The 25,280-nt window shown below is 69.4% G+C and carries 29 protein-coding genes and 1 tRNA gene; 18 read left to right on the forward strand and 12 right to left on the reverse strand.

The features are described 5' to 3' along the window. Window positions 1–62 precede the first annotated feature (62 nt). From BJ963_RS01385 to BJ963_RS01395, 3 genes are all read left to right on the forward strand, one after another. Window positions 63–136, forward strand: a tRNA-Pro gene (locus BJ963_RS01385). A gap of 274 nt (window positions 137–410) precedes the next feature. Next, window positions 411–944 carry an AAA family ATPase gene (locus BJ963_RS01390; RefSeq protein WP_179454069.1) on the forward strand — a complete coding sequence of 178 codons (534 nt, stop codon included), beginning with the start codon at window positions 411–413 and terminating at the stop codon, window positions 942–944. Between the two features lie 73 nt (window positions 945–1,017). After that, window positions 1,018–1,743, forward strand: coding sequence for an aminoglycoside phosphotransferase family protein (locus tag BJ963_RS01395; RefSeq protein ID WP_179454071.1), 726 nt, complete (start codon window positions 1,018–1,020; stop codon window positions 1,741–1,743). 33 nt (window positions 1,744–1,776) lie between these two features. Here BJ963_RS01395 and BJ963_RS01400 read toward each other — a convergent pair whose 3' ends face one another. The 3 genes from BJ963_RS01400 to BJ963_RS01410 form a co-directional block, all read right to left on the reverse strand. Then, the gene (locus BJ963_RS01400; protein WP_179454073.1) at window positions 1,777–2,436 is read right to left on the reverse strand and encodes a class I SAM-dependent methyltransferase; all 660 of its coding nucleotides are present in this window, start codon (window positions 2,434–2,436) and stop codon (window positions 1,777–1,779) included. An 86-nt stretch (window positions 2,437–2,522) separates the two neighbouring features. After that, on the reverse strand, window positions 2,523–2,963 hold the full coding sequence (locus tag BJ963_RS01405) for an NUDIX domain-containing protein (RefSeq protein ID WP_179454074.1): 441 nt from the start codon (window positions 2,961–2,963) through the stop codon (window positions 2,523–2,525). 938 nt (window positions 2,964–3,901) lie between these two features. Further along, window positions 3,902–5,434, reverse strand: a complete 1,533-nt coding sequence (locus BJ963_RS01410) for an MFS transporter (RefSeq protein WP_089916839.1) — start codon at window positions 5,432–5,434, stop codon at window positions 3,902–3,904. Window positions 5,435–5,505: 71 nt separating this feature from the next. On the opposite strand from BJ963_RS01410, the gene BJ963_RS01415 reads away from it, so the two are divergent. Beyond that, window positions 5,506–6,135, forward strand: a complete 630-nt coding sequence (locus tag BJ963_RS01415; protein WP_179454076.1) for a TetR/AcrR family transcriptional regulator — start codon at window positions 5,506–5,508, stop codon at window positions 6,133–6,135. Between the two features lie 51 nt (window positions 6,136–6,186). Further along, a complete protein-coding gene (locus BJ963_RS01420; protein ID WP_179454078.1) occupies window positions 6,187–6,732 on the forward strand; it encodes a hypothetical protein in 546 nt (181 codons plus the stop codon). A gap of 18 nt (window positions 6,733–6,750) precedes the next feature. Here BJ963_RS01420 and BJ963_RS01425 read toward each other — a convergent pair whose 3' ends face one another. Then, window positions 6,751–6,969: a hypothetical protein gene (locus tag BJ963_RS01425; RefSeq protein ID WP_179454080.1), complete on the reverse strand. Its 219-nt coding sequence runs from the start codon at window positions 6,967–6,969 to the stop codon at window positions 6,751–6,753. Window positions 6,970–7,117: 148 nt separating this feature from the next. Between BJ963_RS01425 and BJ963_RS01430 the strand changes: the two genes are divergently transcribed. From BJ963_RS01430 to trxA, 3 genes are read left to right on the forward strand one after another with little or no spacing between them, the layout of a single operon-like run. After that, window positions 7,118–7,675 carry a PadR family transcriptional regulator gene (locus tag BJ963_RS01430; protein WP_179454081.1) on the forward strand — a complete coding sequence of 186 codons (558 nt, stop codon included), beginning with the start codon at window positions 7,118–7,120 and terminating at the stop codon, window positions 7,673–7,675. 5 nt (window positions 7,676–7,680) lie between these two features. Next, complete coding sequence (locus BJ963_RS01435; RefSeq protein ID WP_179454083.1) at window positions 7,681–9,399, forward strand: AarF/UbiB family protein; 1,719 nt, start codon at window positions 7,681–7,683, stop codon at window positions 9,397–9,399. A gap of 38 nt (window positions 9,400–9,437) precedes the next feature. Continuing rightward, a complete protein-coding gene (trxA, locus tag BJ963_RS01440) occupies window positions 9,438–9,812 on the forward strand; it encodes a thioredoxin (RefSeq protein ID WP_018190217.1) in 375 nt (124 codons plus the stop codon). 404 nt (window positions 9,813–10,216) lie between these two features. Here the strand turns inward: trxA and BJ963_RS01445 are convergent, their stop codons facing one another. The 6 genes from BJ963_RS01445 to BJ963_RS01470 all read right to left on the reverse strand — a co-directional run bounded on the left by BJ963_RS01445 (window position 10,217) and on the right by BJ963_RS01470 (window position 12,502). Continuing rightward, complete coding sequence (locus BJ963_RS01445; protein WP_246298411.1) at window positions 10,217–10,372, reverse strand: hypothetical protein; 156 nt, start codon at window positions 10,370–10,372, stop codon at window positions 10,217–10,219. 1 nt (window position 10,373) lies between these two features. After that, window positions 10,374–10,682: a hypothetical protein gene (locus tag BJ963_RS01450; RefSeq protein WP_179454087.1), complete on the reverse strand. Its 309-nt coding sequence runs from the start codon at window positions 10,680–10,682 to the stop codon at window positions 10,374–10,376. A gap of 79 nt (window positions 10,683–10,761) precedes the next feature. Beyond that, the gene (locus tag BJ963_RS01455; protein WP_343037208.1) at window positions 10,762–11,217 is read right to left on the reverse strand and encodes a substrate-binding domain-containing protein; all 456 of its coding nucleotides are present in this window, start codon (window positions 11,215–11,217) and stop codon (window positions 10,762–10,764) included. 338 nt (window positions 11,218–11,555) lie between these two features. After that, window positions 11,556–11,750: a helix-turn-helix transcriptional regulator gene (locus tag BJ963_RS01460; protein ID WP_089912873.1), complete on the reverse strand. Its 195-nt coding sequence runs from the start codon at window positions 11,748–11,750 to the stop codon at window positions 11,556–11,558. After that, on the reverse strand, window positions 11,747–12,160 hold the full coding sequence (locus tag BJ963_RS01465) for a hypothetical protein (protein WP_157696934.1): 414 nt from the start codon (window positions 12,158–12,160) through the stop codon (window positions 11,747–11,749). The genes BJ963_RS01460 and BJ963_RS01465 overlap by 4 nt, the downstream gene beginning before the upstream one ends. A 48-nt stretch (window positions 12,161–12,208) precedes the next feature. Beyond that, window positions 12,209–12,502 (reverse strand): hypothetical protein, encoded by a 294-nt coding sequence (locus BJ963_RS01470; RefSeq protein WP_089912865.1) that lies wholly within the window; start codon window positions 12,500–12,502, stop codon window positions 12,209–12,211. Window positions 12,503–12,607: 105 nt separating this feature from the next. Between BJ963_RS01470 and BJ963_RS01475 the strand changes: the two genes are divergently transcribed. The 4 genes from BJ963_RS01475 to BJ963_RS01490 all read left to right on the forward strand — a co-directional run bounded on the left by BJ963_RS01475 (window position 12,608) and on the right by BJ963_RS01490 (window position 15,662). Further along, window positions 12,608–13,108 (forward strand): MarR family winged helix-turn-helix transcriptional regulator, encoded by a 501-nt coding sequence (locus BJ963_RS01475; protein ID WP_179454089.1) that lies wholly within the window; start codon window positions 12,608–12,610, stop codon window positions 13,106–13,108. Beyond that, a complete protein-coding gene (locus BJ963_RS01480; protein ID WP_179454091.1) occupies window positions 13,105–13,791 on the forward strand; it encodes an NADPH-dependent F420 reductase in 687 nt (228 codons plus the stop codon). Before BJ963_RS01475 ends, BJ963_RS01480 begins: the two co-directional genes overlap by 4 nt. Before the next feature lie 60 nt (window positions 13,792–13,851). Next, a complete protein-coding gene (locus BJ963_RS01485; protein ID WP_179454093.1) occupies window positions 13,852–14,898 on the forward strand; it encodes an LLM class flavin-dependent oxidoreductase in 1,047 nt (348 codons plus the stop codon). Between the two features lie 134 nt (window positions 14,899–15,032). Next, on the forward strand, window positions 15,033–15,662 hold the full coding sequence (locus BJ963_RS01490; protein ID WP_179454095.1) for a hypothetical protein: 630 nt from the start codon (window positions 15,033–15,035) through the stop codon (window positions 15,660–15,662). Window positions 15,663–15,804: 142 nt separating this feature from the next. Here BJ963_RS01490 and treS read toward each other — a convergent pair whose 3' ends face one another. Beyond that, window positions 15,805–18,087 (reverse strand): maltose alpha-D-glucosyltransferase, encoded by a 2,283-nt coding sequence (gene treS / locus BJ963_RS01495; RefSeq protein WP_089912851.1) that lies wholly within the window; start codon window positions 18,085–18,087, stop codon window positions 15,805–15,807. Window positions 18,088–18,192: 105 nt separating this feature from the next. Here treS and nhaA point away from each other — a divergent pair, with 105 nt between their 5' ends. The 3 genes from nhaA (at window position 18,193) to BJ963_RS01510 (ending at window position 21,946) form a co-directional block, all read left to right on the forward strand. Then, on the forward strand, window positions 18,193–20,085 hold the full coding sequence (gene nhaA, locus BJ963_RS01500) for a Na+/H+ antiporter NhaA (protein ID WP_179454097.1): 1,893 nt from the start codon (window positions 18,193–18,195) through the stop codon (window positions 20,083–20,085). 102 nt (window positions 20,086–20,187) lie between these two features. Then, window positions 20,188–20,784 carry a YdeI/OmpD-associated family protein gene (locus BJ963_RS01505; RefSeq protein WP_179454099.1) on the forward strand — a complete coding sequence of 199 codons (597 nt, stop codon included), beginning with the start codon at window positions 20,188–20,190 and terminating at the stop codon, window positions 20,782–20,784. A gap of 118 nt (window positions 20,785–20,902) precedes the next feature. Then, on the forward strand, window positions 20,903–21,946 hold the full coding sequence (locus BJ963_RS01510) for a cupin domain-containing protein (RefSeq protein ID WP_179454101.1): 1,044 nt from the start codon (window positions 20,903–20,905) through the stop codon (window positions 21,944–21,946). A 40-nt stretch (window positions 21,947–21,986) separates the two neighbouring features. On the opposite strand, the gene BJ963_RS01515 is transcribed toward BJ963_RS01510, so the two are convergent. Then, window positions 21,987–22,652, reverse strand: a complete 666-nt coding sequence (locus BJ963_RS01515; protein ID WP_179454103.1) for a TetR/AcrR family transcriptional regulator — start codon at window positions 22,650–22,652, stop codon at window positions 21,987–21,989. Between the two features lie 59 nt (window positions 22,653–22,711). On the opposite strand from BJ963_RS01515, the gene BJ963_RS01520 reads away from it, so the two are divergent. The 3 genes from BJ963_RS01520 (at window position 22,712) to BJ963_RS01530 (ending at window position 25,256) form a co-directional block, all read left to right on the forward strand. Then, window positions 22,712–23,572 carry an SDR family NAD(P)-dependent oxidoreductase gene (locus BJ963_RS01520; protein ID WP_179454105.1) on the forward strand — a complete coding sequence of 287 codons (861 nt, stop codon included), beginning with the start codon at window positions 22,712–22,714 and terminating at the stop codon, window positions 23,570–23,572. 78 nt (window positions 23,573–23,650) lie between these two features. After that, a complete protein-coding gene (locus tag BJ963_RS01525) occupies window positions 23,651–24,964 on the forward strand; it encodes an MFS transporter (protein WP_179454107.1) in 1,314 nt (437 codons plus the stop codon). A gap of 88 nt (window positions 24,965–25,052) precedes the next feature. Then, complete coding sequence (locus BJ963_RS01530; RefSeq protein WP_089912832.1) at window positions 25,053–25,256, forward strand: hypothetical protein; 204 nt, start codon at window positions 25,053–25,055, stop codon at window positions 25,254–25,256. The last annotated feature ends 24 nt before the right edge of the window (window positions 25,257–25,280 follow it).

Consider the following 25,280-nt stretch of genomic DNA (forward strand, 5'->3'; position numbering starts at 1 on the left):
TCACAGACACGGTAGGATGGTCGAGTTGCCTCGCGAGGAGCCTCGGTTCAGCGCGGTGACAGCGGGCTGTGGCGCAGCTTGGTAGCGCACTTGACTGGGGGTCAAGGGGTCGCAGGTTCAAATCCTGTCAGCCCGACGTAACGAAAGAGCCGGTGGGCATGAGGTCGCAAAGCGACCGTCATGCCCACCGGCTCTTTCGTTACTCGCTGCTGTCTATGGGGGTCCCCGCGCGCGAGGGGCCCCGGGCGCTGACCCGAGCGCAGCGAGGGCCGGTGTTCGGGGGAGCGGGTGGGGCGCAGCCCGACGTAGCGGGTCGAGCCGCGGGAGCGCCAAGCCGGTGCCCGTGATCTGAAGGGCCGTGGCCTATCCCGGCCGAGACAGATGTTGACCGTGTGGCCTAACGTTGAAAGATGCGGCTTGCTGATCTGGGCGAAAGGATCTGCATCATCGGCCAGTCGGGTGGCGGGAAGTCGACTCTTGCGACCGCGATCGGTGAGCGCCTGGGGCTGCCGGTCGTTCATCTGGACCAGTATCGACACGTGCCGGGTTCGCAGTGGCACCACCGACCGGATGAAGAGTTCGTCGAGCTGCACGATTCGGCTATCCGCGGCAATCGCTGGGTGATCGAGGGGAACTACTCGAAGCTCATGCCGCGGCGTCTCCAGCGCGCAACGGGTCTCATCGTCGTCGACATCTCCACTTCGGTGAGCTTGGCGCGATACTACCGGCGCACCTTGCAGCCAATGTCCAGACGGGTCGGCGGTCTTGAGGGTACGAGGGACAGGCTGTCCTGGTCGATGATCGAGTACATCCTCCGCAACACGCGCGCCAACCGCCAGCGTCGCCGCGCGGTGTTCGAGGAGTCGACCCTTCCGAAGCTGTTCCTCTCCGGTGCGACGGAAATGCAGCGCTTCTGCAGGCGAGAGAGCATCGACCCGCCCTAAGCCGATTTCGTTGGAGACGAACAGGACGCCTGGGGGTGCGTGGCCGTATGCTCGTGGCGAGGATCGGGGGCCGATGGAGGAGTTGCTGGCCGGCGGGAACACGACCGATGGCGTCGTCAAAGCCGGCCGAACGGTTCGGCGTCCGCGCGACCATCGTTCGGACTTCGCCAGCGAGGTTCTTCGCACCCTGAACACCGCGGGCATCGCATGGGCGCCCACCTACCTCGGCATCGACGCGGAAGGCCGCGATACCTTCGCCTACATCCCCGGGGCGACCACCGATCACCCCTCGCAGCGCGACGAGCGCTGTTATGCGGTCGTCGGAGGAATCCTGCGCGAACTTCACGAGTTCAGCCGTGGCATCCCACTTGCGTCCGGCGCCGAGTGTCTGGTCCATGGTGACCCGGGTCCTTTCAATGTCGTCATGGCGGACGGGATGCCGGTGGCGCTGATCGACTGGGACAGCGTCCATCCCGGTGACCCGATGGAAGACATCGGCTATGCGGGATGGAGCTGGTGCATCTACGCCACGGGAAACGTGCCGGTCGCGGATCAAGCGCGGCGGCTGCGTCAACTCGCGCGGGGCTACGACCCTGAACTGCCGGCCGATGTTCTGATCGAGGCGATCTTCGCGTGCCAGGACTCGATCATCCGGATCGAGGGGGCGAACGCCATCGACGAACGCCTCAGCGATGGGCGACGCAACCACGCTCGCGCCGCCGTCGAATGGGCCAGCAGCTGCCGTGGTGTGCTGAGCTCGAACATCGACGTCTTCCACGAGGCCCTCCTGCGCGACTGAGGATGGGAAGAGGTTGATCCGCTCCTCGAAGCGCTAGTAGTGCTCTGGTTCCTTCACCCAGACTGCGGTGTACCGCCAGAAAAGACGGCGCCGCATCCGGATGCCGGGAAGCAAGGCGCTGGCGATCGCGCGGATCTCGTCGAACGACTGGTCGGCCTCTGCCGTCGGAGCCCGCAGGTGCGGCGGTGTCTGGTGCGCTCGTTGTGGGTGGCGGATCAGCCCGACGATCGGATTGAGGAGCAGTGAGATCCACGAGCGCAGGGCATCATCCGGGGTCTCCTTCGCCACTCCGATGATCACGAGGCGTCCACCCGGTCTGAGCGACGTCCGGGCCGCGTTGAGTGCTGCACTCAAGGGCATGTGGTGAAGTGAGGCGGCGAAAACGATCAGGTCGTATGCCTGGGCTGGTTCAACGCCGAAATGGCGCTGTTCGATACGGACGTTGGAGGACTCGCGGAAGCGTTGAACCGCGATAGCCGCAACGTCGCCGTCGGGCTCCAAACCCACGGCCGAAGGGAGCACTGGGGAGAGCCGGACCAGCAGATTGCCCGTCCCGCAGCCCACATCCAGCGCCGTGGTACCGCCGCGGCGGCGAACCGCTCGGGCATTCCGCAGAACGAACCGAGCGTAGGCATCGTTGTGCGACCACGGGTGCGCCGCGTTGATCCGAGCGAGCAGCGCAAGCAGACCCATGCTGACAGCCTACGAGCCCGCTCAACGAGCGGTGCCGATCCTGACGGTGTCCATCGGACTCGACTCCGCCGACAGCAGTCGCGCGCTTACACGGGCGCGTCCGCGATGACCCGATCGATCCACTTCTGTCGGGGAAGCTCCGCGATCGCGGCGCGCTCGAACCAGCCCAGCTCGAAGATCTCCTCCATGTCCGGTGCTGCGGCGGTGAGCAACTCGCACTCGTAGGCGATGGTGACGTAGCCGGCTTGATCACCGTTTCCGTAGGTCCTCATCATCTGTTCGCCTCCATAGGCGCCCACGAGTCCCGTGATCCGGACTTCGGCACCTGTCTCTTCGAGGACCTCGCGAACAAGGGCGTCCGCCGGCTCTTCGCCCGGTTCGATGCCGCCTCCAATGAGACTCCAGTGCTCGCCTGTATCGCGCGCTAACAGAAACCGCTCGCCGTCGCGGATGACTGCGGTCACAGCGGGCAGAAAAAGGAAGTCGTTTCCGATGCGGGCGCGGATGGATTGCACGTACTCAGACATCGGCATGCCTGCAGCTTACGCAGCGATCTCGCTCTGGACTTCGAGGCAGGCAAGAGAGTAGAGGAAGGCAAGCAACGGGTGCCGTCGCGAACGAGCGCAAGGGTTGACCTAGCCGGGGTTCATCAGGGGAGGATGGCGTGTGGGAAACCAGCAGGGTATCGATGACGCCATTCTGGCGTTCTACAGCGAGGTCTTCGACGAGAATGCGCGGCTCACAAGTCGCTCAGCCCAAGGATGTCTTCAGTCCGAGCGTGCGCAGGAGTTCATGCGCGCCGGCACCCGGCGCCAGCGCCGGTTCTTGACGTTGGCGGGGCAACCGGTGTCCACGCAGCAGCAGGCGCCTTCCAGCCCCGCGTGGGCTCGAGTCTAGAAGAAGTGTTGGCTGACGATGAGGAGATTGGGGCACCCTGATATGGAGACCGACCTTCACGGACTCTCCTATGATCATCAGCCACTTGGTGCCTCGTGGGAAGTCGAATTGTGCAATGGAGTCGTCCTCCACATCGAGTCGGATTTCGTGGGCCAAGACGCGGATCCTGTAGACTTCGGAAGTTTGGTGTCGACTGGCGGCAGCGGGCGAACTCTCACTGTCGCGGAGATCGACTCGAGTTTCTACCGTGGATCATTTACGTCGGACGTTGCGTTGAATCCGCCGTGGGCCGACTCTGGTCGGAGGTTTTTCGCTCAACCAGAGCTGCCACGCTGGAACGTCCACTTGTCTGAGGGAATCGCATTCACGATCGCGGCCAACTCAGTGCTGATCGAAGCGGGATTCATGTGCTTCGACCTATCTCTCAGCGGGACGAGTGGCCAATGGAGAGAAACGATCGCCCGCATTCCCGTTGCCCAGGTGAAAGCAATTGACCCTCGTCTCCTGCGCGAAGGACTGGGCGCAGTCTGACGCGACCTCTTTTGCTCGGCGTCTCCGCCCGCGCCCGTCAGTGCGCGACCACCGGCTCCGGCACGTCGGCCGAGTCGCTGCTGCCCGCGCCGCCCGCGGCCGGGGTCGCCGTAGCCGACCGCCGGCGGTACAGGAAGGCGGTCAGCACCGCGCCGAAGGCGAAGAACCCGGCGCCCCACCAGTACGCCGTCGCGTAGCTGTGCACGGCGGCCTCCGCCATCACCTGCGGGGTCGGCGGCAGGTGCGAGGCCACGTAGTCGGTCGCTGCCGTCGCGGCGAGCGTGTTCAGCAGCGCCGTTCCGATGGAGCCGCCGACCTGCTGGCTGGTGTTCACCATCGCCGAGGCGACACCCGCGTAGTGGCGGTCGACGCCGAGCGTGGCGGTCTGGATCGCAGCAGGCATCGTCGAGCCCATCCCGAAGCCGAGGATCATCAGCGGCGGGAGCAGGTCGGCCGCGTAGTTCGCGGTGACGCCGAGGTGCGTGAGGTACACCATCCCGCTCGCGGCGATGGTCATGCCGATCGGCACCATGACCTTCGGGCCGAACCGCGGCACGAAGATGTTCGTCGACAGCTGGGCGGCGAGCACCAGCATCACGATCATGGGCAGGAAGCCGAGGCCGGTCTGGATGGGCGTGAACTTCAGCGTCGCCTGCAGGTAGTAGGTGACGAACAGGAAGATGCCGAACATCCCGGCGCCGGCGATCAGGATCGCACTGTACGAGGCGGCGCGGTTGCGGTGCAGCACGATGGGGAGCGGCAGGAGCGGATGGGTCGCCCGGCGCTGCCAGAGGACGAACGCCACGAGCAGCACGGCCGCCGCGGCGAGGAAGCCCCACGACAGCGGCGAGTCCCAGCCGTCGGACTCGGCGTTGGAGAAGCCGTAGACGAGGGAGAACAGGGCGGCCGAGACGAGGATGGTGCCCGGCACGTCGAGCTTCGGACGCGGGCCGGTGCGCGGCGCGGTCGTGACGAAGACGACGGCTCCCGCAACGGCGACGAGCGCGATGACGACGTTGATGTAGAGGTTCCAGCGCCAGTCCAGCTGCTCGGTGAGCACGCCGCCGAGGAGCAGGCCGACGGCGCCGCCCGCTCCCGCGATCGCGCCGAAGATGCCGAACGCGCGGGCGCGCTCCTTCGGCACGGTGAACGTCGTGGTGAGCACCGCCAGGGCGGTGGGGGCGAGCAGCGCTCCGAACGCTCCCTGCAGGGCTCTGGCGCCCACGAGCAGCCCGAAGGTGCCGGCCGCGCCGCCGAGAGCCGAGGCGCCCGCGAAGCCGATCAGGCCGATGATGAACGCGCGTTTGCGGCCGATGAGGTCGGAGATGCGCCCGCCGAACAGCAGGAGGCTGCCGAAGGCGAGCGAGTACGCGGTGACGACCCACTGGCGGTCCGCATTGGAGAACCCGAGGTCCGCCTGTGCGGAGGGGAGCGCGATGTTCACGACCGTCGAGTCGAGGACCACCATGAGCTGGGCGAGAGCGACCGTGACCAGCGTCCACCAGCGGCGGGTGGAGGGGGCCGGCGCCGCCGGAGAGGACGGCGAGAGGGAGGGGGAGGTCTGTGGCATGGAGGACAGCATATACGAAACCAACTAGTTCCGGATCTCTTTTGTTCAGAAATTCATCTACACTGTCATCGATGGAAACTTCAGCCCCCGCGACGAAGCTCGGGCGCAAGCGGGACCACTCGCGCGACCCGGAGATCCTCGACGCCGCCCTCGACGTGCTCGCCGAGGTCGGCTACGACCGCATGACGATGGACATGGTCGCCGCCCGCGCCAAGGCGGGCAAGGCGACTATGTACCGCCGCTGGTCGTCGAAGGCCGACCTGGTGATCGAGGCGGTCGCGTGCATGAAGAAGGTGGATGTCGACGCGGCGTCCCTGCCCGACACCGGCACGCTCCGCGGCGACCTGGTCGCCATGATGAAGCCGCACACGATCGTCGACGCGGAGAAGAAGCTCCAGGTGATGGCCGGCCTGGTGTCGATGCTCGCGCAGAGCCCGGAGTTCGCCGACGCCGTGAACGCGGCCATCGTCGAGCCGCGCGCCTCGATCAACCGCATCTTCCTGCAGCGCGCCGTCGACCGCGGCGAGATCCCCGCCGACGTGGACATCGAGCAGCTGGCCATCCTGGCCCCCTCGATGGCCGCCTATCGCGTGCTGGTGCTCCGCAAGCCCGTGGATCGGGCGTTCCTGCTCCGCGTGCTCGACGACATCCTGCTTCCGGCGGTCGGCATCCGGGCGACGGCGGAGGCTGGCGGGCGCTGACCCACGACGCGCTGGACGGGGTGCGCTCAGCTCCACTGCTAGGTTGTGGTCATGCGAGCACGTGCCCTTGTCACCGTTGTAGCAGCCGCCGTTCTCCTGGTCACCGCCGGATGCAGCGCCACGACCTCGGGCGCGACCGGGTCGTCCATGCCGCCGGTCGCATCGACGGCGACGGCGACGGACCTTCCGACCGCCACGGGTGCGCCGTCAGCGCTGCCCGAGTGCGCAGCGATGGTCGACGAAGCGACGCAAGCAGACCTGACGGCGATGGGACTGGCCTTGAATCCGTCGTGGCTGGCTGAGACGCCGCTGGCGACGAACGGGTTCGGTCATGGTGAGCTCGCTGCTGCCGTCCACCCCGAGGTCACATGCGCATGGCTCAGCCCCCGCGGGCCGAGCGACGGCGGCATCATCACGAGTATCGCGCGCGTGCCGGCGGGTCAGGAGAAGGCGATAACGGCTCTCGCGGCCCAGTACACCGACGCGGAACAGCATCGTTCGGCCGCAGTCGGATCGGAGTTCGTCGTTGGGACGGTGTGGCTGGACAACCGCCTGGCGGACAGGTACCTCGAGCAGGTCGAGGCCATCGCTTCTTAGACCGGAGAAGCAACCTCGCTACGACGCCTGCTGCCGCATCACCTGGCGAAGCGCCCGGCGCAACTCCGCCTCGATGACGCGCGCCTGCTGCGCGGTCACGCCCTCGTTATGCGCGCGTCGCTCGGAGCCCGCGCAGCGGTCGCCCGACCCCGTGAAGTGGATCGCCGTGCGGCCGTCCGCGAGCACGGGATGCTGCTCGCCGCAGTGTGCGCATTCCCTGAACGTGAACGAGGTCATGAGACCAGGCTACGAAGGCGGTATTTCGGCGGCGTTGCGCGTTGAAGAAGAGACGATGACACCGTGAAGGATCTAGCCTCCCTTCTCCTTCTCATTCACAGCTCAACGATATATCGTTGAGTATCGCTACCTGATCAGGGAGGCTCTCATGTCCACCTCATTCCCCACCGGCGGGTTCGGCGCCCGCATGGACCCGGACGCCATGTGGCAGGCGTTCGAACAGCTGCGGTCGACGTTCGAGAAGAAGGTCGGCACCCGCATGGGCCGCGGCGACGTCCGCGCGGCCGTCCTCTCGCTGCTGAGCGAGAAGCCGATGCACGGCTACCAGATCATCCGCGAGATCGAGGAGCGCAGCGGCGGCAGCTGGAAGCCGAGCGCCGGGTCCGTCTACCCGACCCTGCAGCTGCTCGCCGACGAAGGGCTCATCTCGGCCGAGGAGTCGAACGGGCGCAAGACATACGCGCTGACCGAGGCGGGGCGCGAGGTCGCCGCGGCCGAAGCGTCCACCCCGTGGCAGACCGGCGCGAGCGACTCCGGAGCAACGACCGGAGAACGTCGCGGAGCCAACCTCCCGAAGGCCGGCGCCGAACTCGCGCAGGCGGCAGCGCAGGTGCACCGCAGCGGAACGCCCGAGCAGGTCCAGGAGGCCGCCGCCGTGCTCGACGAGGCACGGCGGAAGCTGTACGCGATCCTCGCCCAGGGCTGACGGGAGTGACGTCGGACGAGGCGCCCGCCGCGCCGTCGAAGGCTCCGGCGGGCACGCCGGCCACCCGTGCGCGCTATCGCCGCATCCTGCGGTTCGCCGGATGGAACCTCACCGTCACCTGGTGGTACGAACTGGTCCTCCCGCGCATCGGTCTCGCCGGCGTCGCCGCGCGCACCCGATCGAAGCGGATGCGGCGGTTCGCGCAGCGGTTCCACGGCCTCGCCGTCGAGCTGGGCGGCCTGATGATCAAGGTCGGCCAGTTCATGTCGTCCCGGCTGGACGTGCTGCCGCCGGAGATCACCAGCGAGCTGGAGGGGCTGCAGGACGAGGTGCCCGCCGTGCCGTTCCCGGCCATCCGGGCGCTGGCCGAGGCCGAGCTCGGGGTCTCACTGGAGAGCGCGTTCGCCGACATCGACGAGACACCGGTGGCGGCCGCATCCCTCGGGCAGGCGCACCGCGGCCGGCTCACCGCCGAGGTGGCGGCGGAGACGGGGCAGGACGCGGTCGTCCTCAAGGTGCAGCGTCCCGGCATCGACACGATCGTGGATGTCGACCTCGCCGCCCTGCGCCGAGTCGGCCGCTGGCTCAGCCACGTCCGGCTGGTCTCCGACCGTGTCGACGCCCCGGCGCTGGTGGAGGAGTTCGCGCGCACCAGCCTGCAGGAGATCGACTACCTGCACGAAGCGGCCAACTCCGAGCGCTTCGCCGAGGAGTTCGACGGCGACGACCGCGTCGCCGTCCCCGCGGTGGTCTGGGAGCGGACCACCCGCCGCGTCCTCACCCTCCAGGACGTCACGGCGATCAAGATCACCGACGCCGATGCGCTGCGCGCCGCCGGCATCGATCCCGCCGACGTCGCCCCGGTGTTCGCCGAGGTCATGTTCGACCAGCTCTTCAGCAACGGCTTCTTCCACGCCGACCCGCACCCGGGCAACATCTTCGTGACACCGCGTCCCGCGGCCGCGGGGGAGCGCCCGTGGGTGCTCACCTTCGTCGACTTCGGCATGATGGGCGAGGTCCCCTCCGGCACGCGCAGCGGGCTCCGCAAGCTGCTCATCGCCGCCGCCTCCCGCGACGGCAAGGGCCTGGTGGATGCGATCCGCGACATCGGCGTCCTGCTCCCCACTGCCGACACGGCCGAGCTGGAACGCGCGATGACCCACCTGTTCGCCCGGTTCGGCGGCATGGGCTTCGCGGAGCTGCGCGAGGTCGATCCGCGCGAGTTCCGCGAGTTCGCGGTCGAGTTCGGCGACGTGGTCCGCTCGCTTCCGTTCCAGCTGCCCGAGAACTTCCTCCTCATCATCCGGGCCATGTCGTTGACGTCAGGGGTGTGCAGCGCCCTCGACCCGTCGTTCAACCTCTGGGACTCGGTCGAGCCGTACGCGGCCCAGCTGCTGCGCGACGAGCGCGGCAACCTCCTGCAGGACCTCGGCCAGCAGGCCATCGAGATCGCCGGGATCGCCTGGGGGCTGCCGAAGCGAGTGGATGCGCTGATCACCCGGGTGGAGGACGGCACGGTGGCGGTCACCTCGCCGCGGCTGGAACAGCGGGTCGGCCGCCTCGAACGCGCCGCGCGGCGCCTGGTCGCGGCGGTCGTGTTCGGCGGCGCGATCATCGCAGGCGCGATCGTGCACGCGACGGACGCGACCCTGGGGTCGGTGCTGATGATCGCGTCGGTCGTACCGCTCGCATTCACCGTCTTCACAGGTCGGCGGGGGAGCTGAGCCGGAATACTGCCTGGTGAGCTTGCGTTTCACCCTGCATGGCAACCACAGAGATCACGTCGACCAACCACGACCAGGCCGTCGCCGACGGCATCGTGCTGCTCGACTTCTGGGCCGACTGGTGCGGCCCATGTCACATGTTCGCCCCCATCTTCGAGAAGGCGTCCGAGCAGCACTCCGACATCACGTTCGGCAAGATCGACACCGAGGCCCAGCAGGCGCTCGCCGCGTCCTACGGTATCCAGTCCATCCCGACCCTCGTCGCGTACCGCGACGGCATCCCGCTGTTCTCGCAGGCCGGTGCCCTCCCGGGCGAGGCCGTCGAGAACCTCATCGAGCAGATCCGCGCCCTCGACATGACCGAGGTGCGCAAGCAGTACGACGAGCTGAAGGCGGCGCAGCAGCAGAGCTGAGCGCAGCGATAGCACCAGGGCGCGGCCCCGTCCCCCGACGGGCGCCGCGCCTTCGTCGTATCGGCACCGTCCCTCGCCCGCCGGGGCGGAAACGGAGGCGATTCGCGCCGAACGGGCAGGGATCGCCTCCGTCTCCGGCTCGGCGGCGGCGTGTCGGGCGGGAGGTCCTCCGTTTCGCGCCCGGGCGGAACCGGAGGAGATACGGCACGACGCGCCGCGTGTCGACCGGAAACGGAGGCTCGAGCGACGTGGGATGGCCGGGTGCCCTCCGTCACGGGAGTCACCCCGCGGCGGACTCCCGCCCCCACTCCTCGATCTCGCGCGACAGGAGGGCAAGAGGGCCAGCACACGCCAGCCGTCCGTGCGAACGTCGGCGGCGCCGATCTGGGGTGCGGTGTCGTCGCTCACCGCTGCGCCGTGTCGGCCGACGGCTCGTCCGTGGACGCGCCCCGCGCATCCCGGATGCCGTCCGCCACCCCACGGCGGACTGCCCAGTACAGCGCATACAGAGCAGCGCCGGAGAGAACCACGGTCAGGGCGAGAGCGCTGAACGGATCCACGTCAGCTCTCCGGGACGCCGGTTTCGTCGGCTTCCACATCCGCGCGCATCCCGAGCAGTCCGGCGATGTACGCCATCACGACCGAGGCGGCGATCAGGGCGATCCCGAGCGGCAGCAGCGTCTGTCGGATGAGGTCGAGCACCACACTCAAGGCCGTGAGCATCCCCTGGTCGACACGGGTCGATGCATTCACCTGCACGGTCAGCGCGTAGCCGACCTGCGGCAGCAGCAGGTTCAACAGCAGGCCCGCCACAGCGAGGCCGATGCCCCACCACAGCACCACCTTCGGTCGCAGCTTGGATTCGGTCACGAGCGTCCCCCTTCGTCGCGGTGTCCACGTCGAGACTAGCGGGCCACGCCGATCCGGGGAGAGCGCACGGACGGCCGGGCTAGTCCGTCGCGTCCGCCGAACTGCTCCCGCGGACGACGAGCTCCGGCTGGTACAGCACATGGCGCGGCTCGCGGTCCGGGTCCTGCGCCTCCTCGATGAGGATCTCGACCCCTGTCCGCCCGATCAGCGCGCTGGGCTGCCGGATCGAGGTGAGGGGAACGACGGACGCGCTGGCGAACATGATGTCGTCGTAGCCGACGAGCGAGATGTCCTCGGGGATGCGGATCCGGCCGTTGATGAACAGTCCCTGCAGCAGGCCGACGGCGACGAGGTCGTTGGCGGCGAACACCGCGTCCGGGCGGCGGTTCGCGCCGCGCTGGACCAGCTCTTCGCCGGCCCGGCGTCCTTCGAGCACGGTCAGCGCGTCGACAGGGACGATTTCGAGGGAGACACCGGGGTGCTTCTCCACCTCCCGGCGCGCCGAACTCGGCCCCCACCACGTCACCCAGTTCACCCGCCTCCACCCCCTCCGCCCCACCCACACCGACACCGACGCCTGACCACCCCGCACGCCACCTCCCCGCGTGAGATTTGCGCCAAATCGCGGTAATGCGGCGCCCAAAACCGCGATTTGGCGCAAATCTCACACCCCGCGAAGGGGACAGGGGCCGCACATTCGTGCCGAATGTGCGCTTTGCGCGCCGCATTCCGCACATTCGGCACGAATGCCGCGGGGGTCAGGGGAGGCGGTAGGTCGTGCCTGCTCCGTCGGTGGAAGGGGTCCGGATCTCCGACGCACGTGGGCAGATGTCCGACGCGGCCGGGAGGCGACCCGCCGAGGGCCGGGGCGGCTCAGTCGTCCGGGGTGAAGATCGCCTCGATCGGGCGGTCGAAGAGGCGCGCGATGCGGAAGGCGAGGGGGAGGGACGGGTCGTACCTCCCGGTTTCGAGGGCGTTCACCGTCTGGCGCGAGACGCCGAGCCTCTCCGCGAGCGCGCCCTGCGAGAGGGCGTGCTCCTCGCGCAGGCTGCGCAGGGTGTTCTTCATCGCAGCTTGAGCACGATGGTCGCGATCAGCCAGGTCAGCATCCCTGCGCCGTAGAGCCACCATCCGGCTCCGGGGATGCTCAGCCCGGCGATGTCGAGGAACCCGGCGACCACCGCGAGCAGCATCGTCACGACGAAGCCGACAGCGAGACCCTTGAGCGTCTGCACCGTCTCGTACTCGTCGGACCGCACGACGTAGCGGATGAGCACCCCGGCCACCAGGACCACCGGAACAACGGGCGCCAGCGCCCAGGCGAACCGGATCGGGTCGTCGCCGTCGAGGCCGCCCCAGAGCAGGGAGGCGCACAGGACGAGAACGTACGCGAGCATGCCGGCGCCGAACTGCACGGCGAAACGCTGCGTCCGCCGTCGTTCGCTCGGGCCGGTCCGGGTGTCAAGTTCACTTGTCATACCCACAGCCTGCCCGACGGCCGCCCGGCTGTCAAGTGTGCTTTACAGTCAGCGCGGGGTGTACTCGTACACGACGGCGGACCAGTGGTCGCCGAGCTCGTCCCACGACTCGGGGCCGTGGAACGCCAGCCGGTACTGCAGGTTGAGGAGCGGGCCGAGCACGTCGAGCACGTCCGGCTGGAACGGGGTGCCGGCCGGGAAACCGAGGCCGAAGCTGTGGATGATGCTGTCGTCCGCCGCGCGCAGCCACACGCCCCAGCCCTGCGCGACCGGCGTCGCGACCACACGGAAGACGTGCGCCGGGTCGTAGTCGTGGGGGAGGGCGTCGGGCAGCTCGCTCATGGTGCAACGGTACAAGGCGCGCGCGAGGTCGGGAACAAATCCGCCCGGGGTGCGGTTGATTGACATGTCAGCTATCCGGCTGGCGCGATCGAGAACGAGGACCGCATGAGCCCCACACAGACCCCGGAGCGACTCACCGACCGTGAACTCGCGGTGTGGCGGTCGCTGCTCGACACCACCGGCGAGCTGCGCCGGCTGCTGTCCTCCGAGCTGAACCGGGTGGAGCTCTCGCCCGGCGACTACGCCGTCCTGCTGGCCCTCACCGAGGCGCCCGACCGCACATTGCGGTCGTCCGAACTGGCCGACGCGATCGACTGGGAGCGCAGCCGGGTCTCGCACCACCTCGGGCGCATGGAGAAGCGCGGCCTCATCCGCCGCACCGAATGTCCCGGCGACAACCGTGGCGCGCTGGTCGTTCTCACCGAGGACGGCTACGAGGCGATCCGGCGGGCCTCCGGACCGCACCTGCGGGCCGTGAAGCGGCTCTTCGCCGACGCGCTCCGCCCCGACCAGCTCGACGCCCTCGCCGGGGCGCTCGAGAGCATCCAGAACCATCTCGACCGCACAGCGGCCGACCCGGACTCGACGGAAGGACACCGCCCATGAGCACCGCCACCGCGCGACCCCGCGTCGCGATCCTCGGCGTCGGGCACGTCGGCTCGGCGCTCGCGCGCATCCTGCTCGACGCCGGCTACGAGGTGGATGTCGCGGCCTCCGGCGACCCGCAGCGCATCCAGCTCATCGCCTCGGTCGTCATGCCCGGCGCCCGCCCCGTGTGGGCGGCGGAGGCGGTCGCCGCCGCGGATGTCGTCATCCTCGCCATCCCGCTGCACCGGTTCGCCGGACTCGACCGCGGGATGCTCGACGGCAAGCTCGTCATCGACTCGATGAACTACTGGGCGCCCACGGACGGCGTCCAGCCGCTGTTCGAGGACACCGCCCTGACCAGCAGCGAGATCGTCCAGCGCGAACTCCCGCTCTCCACCGTGGTGAAGACGTTCAACCACATCGGCTACCACGAGATGGAGGAGGACCGCCGCCTTCCCGGCGACCCGGACCGCCGCGCGCTCGGTGTCGCCTCCGACGACCCCGAGGCCGCCGCGCTCGTCGCCTCGCTCATCGAGGACGTCGGCTACGACACCGTCCTTGTGGAGAGCCTGCGCGACGGCGTCGCGTTCGAGCCGGGCGGCCCCGTCTTCGGTGCGCGCCTCGGCGCGGCCGACTTCCGCGCCGCCGTCTCTGGCGAGGCCGTCGAGACGGCGCTCGCCTCCGCCGAGGTCGCCGCCTGACCGGCAGCGACCCGCATCCCACCCCCACCCCACCAGCACTCCCGCACCGAAAGCACACCCATGAGCACCGCACCCCAGAGCTTCCCGCTGACCTTCGGGCTGAACACCTTCGGCGACGTCACGAGCGACGCCGACGGCCGTCCCATCTCCCACGCCCAGACCATCCGCGACCTGGTCGGCCACGGTATCGCCGCCGAGCAGGCCGGTCTCGACTTCTTCGGCATCGGAGAGCACCACGTCGACGACATGCCGCTCTCCGCCGCCGACATCGTGCTGAGCGCGATCGCCGCACGCACCGAGCGCATCCACGTCGGGTCGGCCGTCACCGTGCTGAGCTCGGACGACCCCGTCCGCGTCTTCCAGCGCTACTCCACCCTCAACGCCGTCTCGGACGGCCGCGCCGAGATCATCCTCGGCCGCGGTTCGAGCATCGACTCGTTCCCGCTCTTCGGCTTCGACCTCTCCGACTACGAGCAGCTGTTCGAGGAGAAGACCAACCTGTTCGCCCACCTCCGCGAGGGCGGGCCGGTCACCTGGGAGGGGAGCACCCGCAGCGGGCTCCGCGACCAGGATGTGGTGCCGCATCTCGAATCGCCGCTGCCCACCTGGATCGGCGTCGGCGGCAGTCCCGAGTCCGTCATCCGCACGGCCCACTACGGCTTCTCGCTCATGCTCGCCGTGATCGGCGGACCGGCGTCGCGGTTCGCCCCGTACAGCGAGCTGTTCCACAAGGCGCTCGAGCAGTTCGGCCGGGAACCCCAGCAGATCGGCCTGCACTCGCCCGGGCACGTCGCCGCAACCGACGAGCAGGCGCGGGAGGAGTTCTGGCCGCACTACCGCGACATGATCACCAAGGTCAGCGCGACGCGCGGGTTCGCCATCCCGACGGAGGCGTCGTTCCGGCGAGAGCTCGGACCGGACGGCAGCCTCTACGTCGGGTCGCCGGAGACCGTCGCCGCGAAGATCGCCGCCAACCTGCGTGTGGTCGGCGCCAACCGGTTCGACCTCAAGTACGGCATCCCCGGGATGACGGACGAGTCGCTCCTCACCGCCATCCGCCTGTATGGCGAGGAGGTCGTCCCCCGCGTCCGCGAACTCCTCGCCTGACCGCCTCCCTCACGGATCCGCCCACCGTCGAGTCCGCACTCTTTGCACACTCCGACGGCGCGTCGCGTGCAGAGTTCGCGGACTCGACGGCTGGTAGCGTGCACCCAACCGACGCACCGACCTCAGGAGGACGCATGACGACGCACGCCGACAAGACCTACGCCCGCATCACCGGCTCCCCGGCTCCGCGCGACCTGGAGTGGACCGAGTTCATCAGCTTCTGGCAGGACCGCGCCGACCAGGTGGAACAGGAGACCGGCGATCGCCTCGCGGTGAAGCTGAACGGACACCGCGAGGTCTTCCGCCGCCAGCACGACGGCCGCGTCTCCATCGAGGACATCGAGCGGGCCCGCCACCTGCTGGCGGCGACTCCGGAGCCGAAGGGCCACGGCGAGCTGCTCGCCGTCGCGATCGACGCCGAGCACGCCCGCATCTTCGACTTCGATCTGGATGCGCGCACGGTCAGCGACACGGAGTGCACGGTGACCGACGAGGACCGCCGCGCCGACCACCTCCGCACGGTCGAGCGGCACACCGGCCATGACGACGAGCGCGACCTGGACCACTTCTTCGACGCCGTCGCCGAGGCGCTGCGGTCGACCGCTCCCGACCGCTCGTTCGTCGTGATCGGGCACGGGTCGGGCAAGGCGGATGTCGCCGCCGAGTTCGTCGAGCGCCTGCGCGCCGCGCACGCGGATGTCGCTGCGCGCGTGACCGCGCTCACCGAGCTCGACCTCAGTGCAGCGACCGACGCCGACATCTAGTCCGCCGCCCAGGCCGCCGTCCGCCTCTAGCCGCCGCCCGCGCCCTCCCGCCTCACGCCCCCACCGTCGAGTCCGCAAACTTTGCACGAGACGCGCCGTCAGAGCGTGCAAAGTTTGCGGACTCGACGGTGGGGGGAGGGGGCTACTGCTCGAGGGGGGCGCGCTTCAGGATGAGGAAGCGGGCTCCGTAGGCGGGGACGCTGACCGGGAAGCTGGCCAGGTCGTCCACGGTCCCGACCTCGCTGCCGTCGGCGGCATCCGTCACCGTTGCGCGGTGGGGGAGCGCCTCCGAGCGCACGGTGCCGTCGACGGCGGTGTCGGTCATGTTCAGCACCGTCAGCTGCACCACGGGCAGCTCCTGCTCGTCCAGCGTCTCCAGCTCGTGCACCAGGACGAGCATGCCCGGGTGCGCGACGTCCGGGACGTCGACCTGGCGGGCGCTCGCGATGCCCCAGCGGTCGCGGATGCGGAGGAGCTCCCGCAGGCGGTTCGCGAACGAGTCGCGCTTCCGCAACTGCTCGGGGAGCGGCCCGTACAGCGAGCGGGCCCGCGGCATCCCGTAGGCGGAGCGGTCGGCATCGGGTGCGGATCCGAGCAGGTCGTGCGCTCCCCGCTCGACCCAGCGGGTGTCGCCCTCCGCGATGAGGTCGGCCACCTCGGCGCGGGGGACCGTGAGGGCGCCGAGCAGGTCCCATCCCGACAGAGCGAAGACGCCCGGCTGCCAGGCGTTGAACGCGGCGAGCAGCAGGTGGGCGTCGCGGATCGCCGGGATGTCGTCCTCGGTGATCGAGTCGAGCGTCGCGTGCCCCTGGGTCGCAGCGATGAGGGAGGCCGACGTGCAGGCGATGCCGTTCGTCGTGAACACGAGGTTGTAGTCGGCCGTCGGCTCGGTGATCGCCTCGACGAGATCGGCGCGGATGCGCTGGGCCAGCTCCCCTCCGCTGATCTCCTCCCCGCGGAACGTGTAGACGTCGTTCTGGTGCAGCGTGGCCCAGTGCACGAGCTCGTAGGTGAGCTCGTCGTGGTTCTGCATCCCGTGCACCAGGCTCACGGGCTCGACCCCGAGTTCCAGCGAGGTGCGCAGGGTGAGGCGCAGGAACTCGGTGTCGCCGGTGGCGAGGGCGTGGTGGTACGCCGGACGGTTGATGAAGTCGTACGAGAGGTCGGCGCCGACAGCCCCGGTGTCGCGGATGTCCTCGACGGTCAGGTTGAGCTCCTGGAAGGTGAAGCCGCCGACCTTGCGCACCATGCCGGCGATGATGTGGTTCGCCGCGTGCGACAGCGGGTGGCCCTCCGACCAGGCCGGCATCCCCTCCGCGCTCTTCTCGACGCCGAGGAAGCCGTTCGCATCCAGCCGCAGCGCGCTCGTGCCGAGGTCGCCGAGCGAGTGCAGGGCGTCGCCGATCACCAGGCGCATGCCCGAGAACGTCGGGTCGAGCCAGTTGACCGACGGCTGGCCCTCCTTGAAGTAGTGGAGGTAGACCCAGCGGCGGGTGACGCCGTCGACGCCGATCACCGGCGCGGTGGCGCTCCAGTTCGTCTCCTTGACTCCGGGCGCGTAGAAGATCACGCGCTGCAGCTCGCCGATGATGTAGCCGCGCTCGGCGAGCGCCGCCTCCGTCGACGGGTCGAGGTTGACGGAGTCGCGGCCCTCCGGCACCTCGGGCAGCAGGTGCCACTCGTCCGGCGGGATCTCGACCATGTGGTAGATGCCGGGGTAGTCCTTGTACGCCATCTCGGCGAGCCGGAAGTCGGCTCCCTTGCCGGTGTGACCCGGCACGATGTCGTCGATGACGCTGCCGCCGTGCTCCTCGGCGACGTCGGTCAGGCGGCGGAAGGTGTCCTCATCGCCGAAGGCCGGATCGATCTGGGTGCCGATGCGGTCGAAGTGGCCGTCGACGCTCGGGGTCTCCTGCCAGCCGCGGATGCCGCCGGCCCGCTTCACCGGACCGGTGTGGATGCCGTTGATCCCGATCCGCTGGAACGCGCGCCACAGCTCCGGGTCGGCGAGCGCCGTGAGGAACGACTCGCCCGGTCGCGTGATCAGCGAGATCGGGTACGCGGTGAACCAGACGTCGGATGTGGAGACCGCACGGCGGGCGTCCGGCCGGGCGTACGGGTTGCGCCACATGCTGGGCGAGCCGGAGAGCTGCCGGCTGAGCACGTCCGCATCCTTCAGCATGGACTGCCGCACCAGCCATTCGACGTACGCGGGGTTCTGGCCGTTGGCCGCCCGGGGGTCGGAGAACGTGCGGCGGATGCTGCCTCCGCGGAGGTTCGCACGCGGGCGCAGCCGGCGCGGTCTCGCGGGGTAGAGCTGTTCGTCGTAGGTGATCTCCTCCGGCGCCGCCTGCTCCTCCGCAGGGGTCTCGCCGGGTGCCGTCGCCGTGTCCTGCTCCGTCGCCTCGAGTGCCTCGTCGTCCACGTGGTCTCCTTCCGTGACTGCCAACGTAACCCCCGAAACGGCCGGCGTCTTCCGACGACCGTTCCCCACGCCCCGGGAGGCGCGCGACTCGCTAGAGTTTTTCCCGTGACCACTCCGCTCACGCTCATCCAACGTTCGCCCGATCCCGAGTCGGCCGGGCAGTCGCGCGACCGGCGGCCGAGCATCGCCGAGCGCTTCCGCTCGATGGGGCGCAGCCGCATCGGCGCGCTCCTGCTCGTCGCGGCGACGCTCATCGCGATCGTGTGGGCCAACATCTCGTTCACGGGCTACGAGCAGTTCTGGGACACCCACCTGATCGTGGGGGTCGGCGATCTGCACCTCGACTTCACCCTCCACGCGCTCGTCAACGACGCCCTCATGGCGATCTTCTTCTTTACCGTCGGGCTGGAGGTGCGGCGCGAGTTCGCGATCGGCGAGCTCACCAGCTGGTCGCGCGCCGTCGTCCCGGTCGTCGCCGCGGTCTTCGGGCTGGCGGTTCCCGCGCTCATCTTCGTGCTGTTCACCCTGGGGACGGGGATGGAGCACGCCTGGGGTGTCGTGATCTCCACCGACACGGCGTTCCTCGTCGGCGCGCTCGCCCTCGTCGGCCCGCACGCGACCGGGCGCCTCCGAGTGTTCCTCCTGGCGCTCGCCGTGGTGGACGACATCGGCGCCCTGAGCATCATCGCCCTGGTCTACACCGAGAACTTCAACCCGTATCCGCTGATCATCGCCGCGGTCGGACTGGTCGGCGTCTACTTCACGCGCTATCTGCGCGGAGGCCGGGGGCCGGTGTACGCGACGCTCGCGATCATCGTGTGGCTCGCGTTCCTCGCGTCGGGCGTGCACCCCACGCTGGCCGGCGTGGCGATCGCCCTGCTCGTGCCGGTGTACCGGCCCAACCGGCGGGATGTGGAGCACGCCCTCGATCTCGCCCGCACCTTCCGGCAGTCGCCGAACACGGAGTACGCACGAGCCGCGGCGAACAGCCTGCGCGAGTCCATCTCGATCAACGAACGCCTGCAGTCGGCGTGGGGCCCGTATGTGGCATACGTCGTGCTGCCGCTGTTCGCCCTCGCCAACGCGGGCGTTCGGCTGGACGGCGACATCCTCGCCGGCGCGCTCGTCTCGCCGATCGCCTGGGGTGTGCTCGCCGGTCTCGTCGTCGGCAAGTTCGTCGGCGTGTTCGGTTCCACCGCCGTGCTGCGCCTGCTCAAGATCGGCGACTTCGGGCCGGGCCTCACCCTCGACCGCCTGGCCGGCGGAGCGGCGCTGTGCGGGATCGGCTTCACCATCTCGCTGTTCATCGTCGACCTGGGAGTGCGTGACGAGGCGGCGCAGAACGCCGCCCGCGTCGGCGTGCTCGCGGCGACGATCGTGGCCTTCGTCGTCGCGACCATCGTGTTCCGCATCTCGGACGCCCGCCGTCCGAAGGACGAGGCCGGCCTGACCCTGGTCCGTCCGGTCGACCCGGCGCGCGACCACATCTTCGGGTCGCTGGATGCGCCGTACGAGATCGTCGAGTACGGCGACTTCCAGTGCGGCTTCTGCCTCAAGGCGACCGGGTCGGTGTTCGAGGTGCAGCGCGAGCTGGGCGACCGCCTCCGGTACGTCTGGCGGCACGCGCCCCTCACGCGGTACCACCCCAACGCGCTCGCGGCTGCGGAGGCGTCGGAGGCCGCGGCGCGTCAGGGCAAATTCTTCGAGTTCGAGCGCGCTTTGTTCGCCGACCAGGAGCACCAGCTCCCGTCAGACATCCTGCGCCGTGCGGAGGAGCTCGACCTCGACCTCGAGCGCTTCGAGGCCGACCTCAGCTCCCCAGAGGTGGCCGCCCGTGTCCGCGACGACATGCTGGATGCGGAGGCGATGGACATCACGGCCGTACCGACGTTCTTCATCAACGGCCGCCGCCACGTCGGCCCGTATGACGCCCAGTCGCTCATCCGCGCGATGCAGGCGTCCGAGGGGACGGACACCGCCGCGACCGCGCAGCCGTAGCGCGCTCGCGCTCGGCGGTCGTCCTGCGGCCGACCGCCGGCCGGCAGCCGACTAACGGCCACGCCGCCGAGGGACGTCGGTGGCCGGCCCTACGATCGGGTCATGGCCGACGACCCCCAGCGACCCTCGCCCGACCTCCTCGTGGTCGCCGACCAGGCCGCGTGGCGTGCCTGGCTGGACGAGAACGAGCGGAGCTCCGACGGCGTCTGGCTGGTGCTCGCCAAGAAGGGCGTCACCGACCCGACGTGCCTCACCTACCAGGAGGCCCTGATCGAGTCGCTCTGCAGCGGCTGGATCGACGGGCAGCGCCGATCCCGCGATGCGACGACCTTCGTGCAGCGCTACACTCCGCGGCGCAAGACGTCGCTGTGGTCGGAGCGCAACATCCGGCTCGTCGAGGGCCTCATCGCCGAGGGCAGGATGCGAGCGGCCGGCCATGCGGAGATCGAGCGGGCGAAGGCCGACGGCCGCTGGGAGCGCGCATACGCGGGGCCCGCATCGATCCAGGTGCCGGACGACCTGGCGGCCGCCCTCGCCGCCTCACCGACGGCTGCCGACACGTTCGCCGGACTGAACGGCCAGAACCGCTACTCCGTCCTGCACCGCATCATCACGGCGCCCAGCGAGACGAGTCGAGCGAACCGGCTGGCCAAGCTGGTGGGGATGCTGGAGCGCGGCGAGACGCCGCATCCGCAGTGACCCGATCCCACCATCCTCGATCCCGCCATCCTCTCGGACCGGCCCACCCGGAACAAGCGTTGATCGGCGGCTCCGCGGCCCCATAGGTTGGGGGTGACACCCCGACGAAAGGACCCGCATGCCGTCCAGCCCCTCGCCCCATGTCGCCTCGCTCACCGATGCCGCGGACACCTACGAGAACGACTTCGGCCGCATCTCGCAGCTCACCGCCGCCGACTTCCCCATCCTGAAGCGGATGTCGCTGAAGCGCATCGTCCTCGAGCCGGGCGGTGTCCGCGAGCCGCAGTGGAACGTGAACGCGAACCAGATCGCCTACGTGGTCCGCGGGACCGTGCTGGTGTCGATGCTGGCCAACGCGGACGAGTTCGCGTCCTTCGTCGTACAGCCGGGTCAGATGTACCACGTCGCCTCCGGCGCGATCTACCACATCGAGAACGTCGGCGAGGAGACGGCGGAGATCATCGCGTCCCTCCGCACCGCGCGGCCCGCGCACTTCTCGCTGCAGAACAGCTTCAACGCGATGACGGACGCCGTGCTCGGCAACACCTACGACCTCCCGTCGTCCGCGTTCGCCGCGTTCGACCGGCACGACGCGCAGCAGATCGTCCGCCGCGAGGGCCCCGCGCGCATCCCGGACACCGCCGGCCTTCCCAACGCGCACCTCTTCGACATCGCCGGGCAGAACCCGCCGCTGTCGTACGACTACGGCAGCGCGCGGCTGGGCCGCAAGCAGTTCTGGGCCGCCCTCGACGACCTCTCGATGTACTCGCTCGAGATCGGCCGCACGGGCATGCGCGAGCCGCACTGGCACCCGGTGACGGCCGAGCTCGGCTACGTGCAGAGCGGGCACGCGCGGATGACGGTGCTCGACCCGGACGGCTCCCTCGACACGTACGAGCTGGAGCCGGGGAACGCCTACTTCATCCCGCGCGCCTACCCGCACCACATCGAGGCGCTGGGCGACGAGGGCATCCACTTCCTGATCTTCTTCGACCAGCCGACACCCGGCGACATCGGCTACCGCGCCACCGCGTCCGCATTCTCGCGCGAGGTGCTGTCGTCGGCGTTCGGCGTTCCCGAGGCGCAGCTCCCGCAGTTCCCGTTCACGCCGATCGACCCGCTGATCGTCGGGCGGACGAACCCGGTCGATCCGGTGGAGTAGGCGCGACGGCTTCGGCCACGCCGACACCGTACAGCCGGGGTCAGGCCGCGAGCGCGCCCGTCAGATACGTGCGCAGGATGCGGCGGAGCCGCGGCTCCAGGTCGATCAGCGCGTGGCCGAGCCGCGGATCGGAACGGTACAGTTCCGCGATCTCCGGGGGCGGGGTGGAGATCTGCCAGAAGGTGCCGGCCAGCGAGGTCGCGGCGGCGACCAGATCGCGTGCCGCCGGATCCGAGAGGCCGGGCAGCGCCTCCCGGACGGCGTCGGCGATCTCGGCGAGGCTCTCGCCGCTCGTCAGCTTGTAGCTGCGCACCGCCTCGACGGAGACGTTGCGCTCGAGGTTCAGCGGGGCCTGCGCGAGCAGGTCGCAGAACGCCCCGCGCGCGGCGAGCGTGGAGGCGAACGCGGCGGCGACCCCGTCGGCGGTGGATGCGCGGCGGACGCGATCGCACAGCACGGGTGTCCACTCCCTCCAGGCCTCGGCGGTGAGGCGGAGGAAGATCTCCTCGCGGGTCTCGAAGTAGCGCAGCATGGCCGACTTGTGCATCCCGACCGCGTCGGCGATGTCGGTCAGGGTGACCGTGCGGATGCCGCGCTCCCGGCCGAGCGCGCGGGCGGCGTCGAGGATGGCGTGCTCGCGCGCCGCCTTGGCTTCGGGGGAGCGGGCTCGGCGGGGACCGCTCACCGACGTCTCCTGCTGGGTCATGTGTCCAGCTTAGCGCAACGGAGTTGCATTAGTTAAAGAAACGGTGTTTCATTAACGCCATGGAACAGACATGGTTCATCACAGGCTCCTCCCGCGGCTTCGGCCGCTCCCTCGTCATCGCCGCGCTCCGGGCGGGTCATCGCGTCGCCGCCACCGCGCGCCGCCCCGAACAGCTCGACGACCTCGTCGCCGAGTACGGCGACCGCATCCTGCCCCTTCGACTCGACGTCACCGACGCCGCCCGCGCCGCCGAAGCGCTGCGCGAGGCGTACGAGCGCTTCGGCCGGCTCGACGTGATCGTGAACAACGCCGGCTACGCCAACGTCTCGCCGATCGAGACGACGGACGACGACGACTTCCGCACCCAGTTCGAGACGAACTTCTGGGGTGTCTACACCATCAGCAAGGCGGCCATCCCGCTGCTGCGCCGACAGGGCGGAGGGCTCGTCATCCAGTTCTCCTCCGTCGGCGGGCGGGTCGGAGGCTCTCCCGGCATCGCGTCGTACCAGGCGGCGAAGTTCGCGATCGACGGCTTCAGCCGGGTCCTGCGGGTCGAGACGGCTCCGTTCGGGGTGAAGGTCCTCGTCGTCGAGCCGAGCGGCTTCCGCACCGACTGGGCCGGTTCGTCGATGGAGGTGCGCGCGATCCCCGCGGGGTACGAGAGCACCGTCGGCGCGATGAATCGCCGGGTGCGGCAGTCCGACGACGGCCCGGCCGGCGACCCGGACCGCGCGGCCGAGATCCTGGTGCGCCTCGCGCAGACCGACGACATCCCGCACAACCTCCCGCTGGGGGTGAACGCGACCGAGATGAGCGTCGCGCAGGATCGCCGCCTCCTGGCCTCCGACCTCGCCTGGGCGCCCGTCTCCCGCTCGGCCGACGCCGCCGAGCCCTACCCCGCCCCTTTCCCGTCCGCCTGACCCCCGCTCCGCTCCCGCCCCTCCCCACCGTCGAGTCCGCGATCTTTGCACGCGCGCACGGCGTGTCGCGTGCAATTCGTGCGTACTCGACGGTGGGGGGAGGGGTCGGTAGGGTTCAACGTCACGACCAGCTACCTCTGGTTCGCCCTCACCTTCTGGGTCTACCTCGAGACCCGGTCGGTGCTGGCCACCGGGATCGTCGGAGGAGCGTACATGCTCCTCGTCGCCGTGTTCTCGATCCTGTTCGGCACGGTCGTCGACCGCCATCGCAAGCAGCACGTGATGCTGCTCGCCTCCCTGCTGACGCTGGCCGCCTTCTCGATCGCCGGCGTGCTCTACCTCGTCTTCCCGGAGGAGGCGCTGCTCGATCTGGGCGGTCCGATGTTCTGGATCTTCGCCGGCATCATCCTCTTCGGTGCGGTGGTCGAGAACCTCCGCAACATCGCGCTGTCGACCACGGTCACTCTGCTCGTACCGGTCGAGCGGCACGCCAACGCCAACGGCCTCGTCGGTACCGTCCAGGGGCTCGCGTTCATCGTCACCAGCGTCTTCAGCGGACTGTCCATCGGCCTGCTCGGGATGGGATGGACACTGGTGATCGCGATCGTGCTGACCGGGCTGGCCGCTTTCCACCTGCTCATGCTGCGCATCCCCGAGGAGCTCCCGGAGCGCGACGCGTCGGCCTCGGCCGTCGATCTGCGGGGGAGCATCGCGGCGATCCGCCAGGCGCCCGGACTGTTCGCCCTCATCGTCTTCTCGACATTCAACAACCTCATCGGCGGGGTCTACCTGGCCCTGATGGACCCGTACGGACTGGAGCTCTTCGAGGTGGAGATGTGGGGCATCGTGCTCGGCGTCGCCTCCACCGGCTTCATCATCGGAGGCCTGGTGGTCGCGAGGTTCGGACTGGGCGCGAACCCCATCCGGACGATGCTGATCCTGGTCGCCGTCATGGGGCTGCTCGGCGCGACCTTCACCCTCCGGGAGTGGTGGCCGCTGTATGCCGCGGGCATCTGGGCGTACATGGCGCTCGTGCCCGCCGTCGAGGCCTCCGAGCAGACGGTGATCCAGAAGATCGTGCCGTTCGCGCGCCAGGGCCGCGTCTTCGGGTTCGCACAGGCGCTGGAGTCGGCCGCCGCCCCGATCACGGCGTTCTTGATCGCCCCGGTGACGCAGTTCCTGATCATCCCGTACATGGCGTCGGACGCGGGCGCAGCCACCTGGGGATGGCTGCTGGGCGACGGAAGCGCGCGGGGGATCGCGCTGGTGTTCCTCGTCTCGGGGCTCGTCATGGTGGGGCTCTCGCTCGGCGCCTTCCTCACCCGCTCCTACCGACGGCTGTCGGCCGAGTACCAGGGGAGCGCGAACGACACGGTCGTGACGGCTCGGTGAACAGGCCGAATGGGGGTCTGCCCCGTAAGCTGTGCACTGGCTATGCTTCGGATCGTTCGGGGGAAGGCCATTCGGAGGGGGAAAGGCCATGTACGGTCTGTCATCGGCGGGAGCATTCGCCGCGGCGGTCGCTGTCGCAGCGATCGTGTTGCTGCTCGCGCCCATCGGCGAGGTGGTGACGCCGGCGGTCCAGGCGGTGGATCTGGTGGTCGCCGGGGTCGCGGGGGCGGCTGCTGCGACGTTCTTGAGCATCGCGGGAGGCCAGCGGCACCGCCGACGGCGGGCGCGCTAGCGCCACACCCCCGTTTTCCGCAAG

Origin of the sequence: Leifsonia soli, assembly GCF_013408745.1 — a bacterium.
Classification (GTDB): Bacteria; Actinomycetota; Actinomycetes; order Actinomycetales; family Microbacteriaceae; genus Leifsonia; species Leifsonia soli.